The 511-nt window shown below is 42.9% G+C and carries 1 protein-coding gene; it reads left to right on the forward strand.

Annotated features, from left to right (window positions below; all coding sequences use genetic code 11):
* A partial coding sequence (locus BN1129_RS23940; RefSeq protein ID WP_209418465.1) for a hypothetical protein occupies positions 1–311 on the forward strand: 311 nt, incomplete at its 5' end.
* Between the last annotated feature and the right edge of the window lie 200 nt (positions 312–511).

The raw sequence follows: 511 nt of genomic DNA on the forward strand, positions 1-511 counted from the left end.
TTTTCTTTATCTACGAGCCGGCACCACTGATATGTGGCCAGTATTTGTTCTTATTAATTAATTTATTGATCTTGCTCGGGAAACTATCATCATCCGCTTTTGCTTATCTGCCTTGCTCGCTAAGATATCCGTCTGGATATGGCCTCTTTAGAGTCACCAATGAATCAGACCAGAGACATCGCGTGGATAAAAAGCCACAAACTAGAGGCTGTCTGGCGGTAGCTTGGCTGTTATTCGGGAATGGCACGGGCAAGCCGAGGCCACAGTTGATGTCAGAGCATCACGGTACTGACTTGTTCACGCAGGCGTAGTTTGGTATGGCTGACTCCTAAACTGTTTTTTTATACAGTGGTAATGGTAGAGCAAAAAAAGAAGTCAAATGAATACGTTAAGATACCCGTGATGGTGTGGTAATGTAATGATTTAAATAAGTTTTTTGAGGTGGTTATGAAGATGAAGCGGAGTTATACGGAAGGCTCTGCTATTAGATGAGTACCGCCTTCCATCTAAT

This window comes from Aeromonas popoffii (assembly GCF_000820025.1).
GTDB classification, from domain to species: Bacteria; Pseudomonadota; Gammaproteobacteria; order Enterobacterales; family Aeromonadaceae; genus Aeromonas; species Aeromonas popoffii.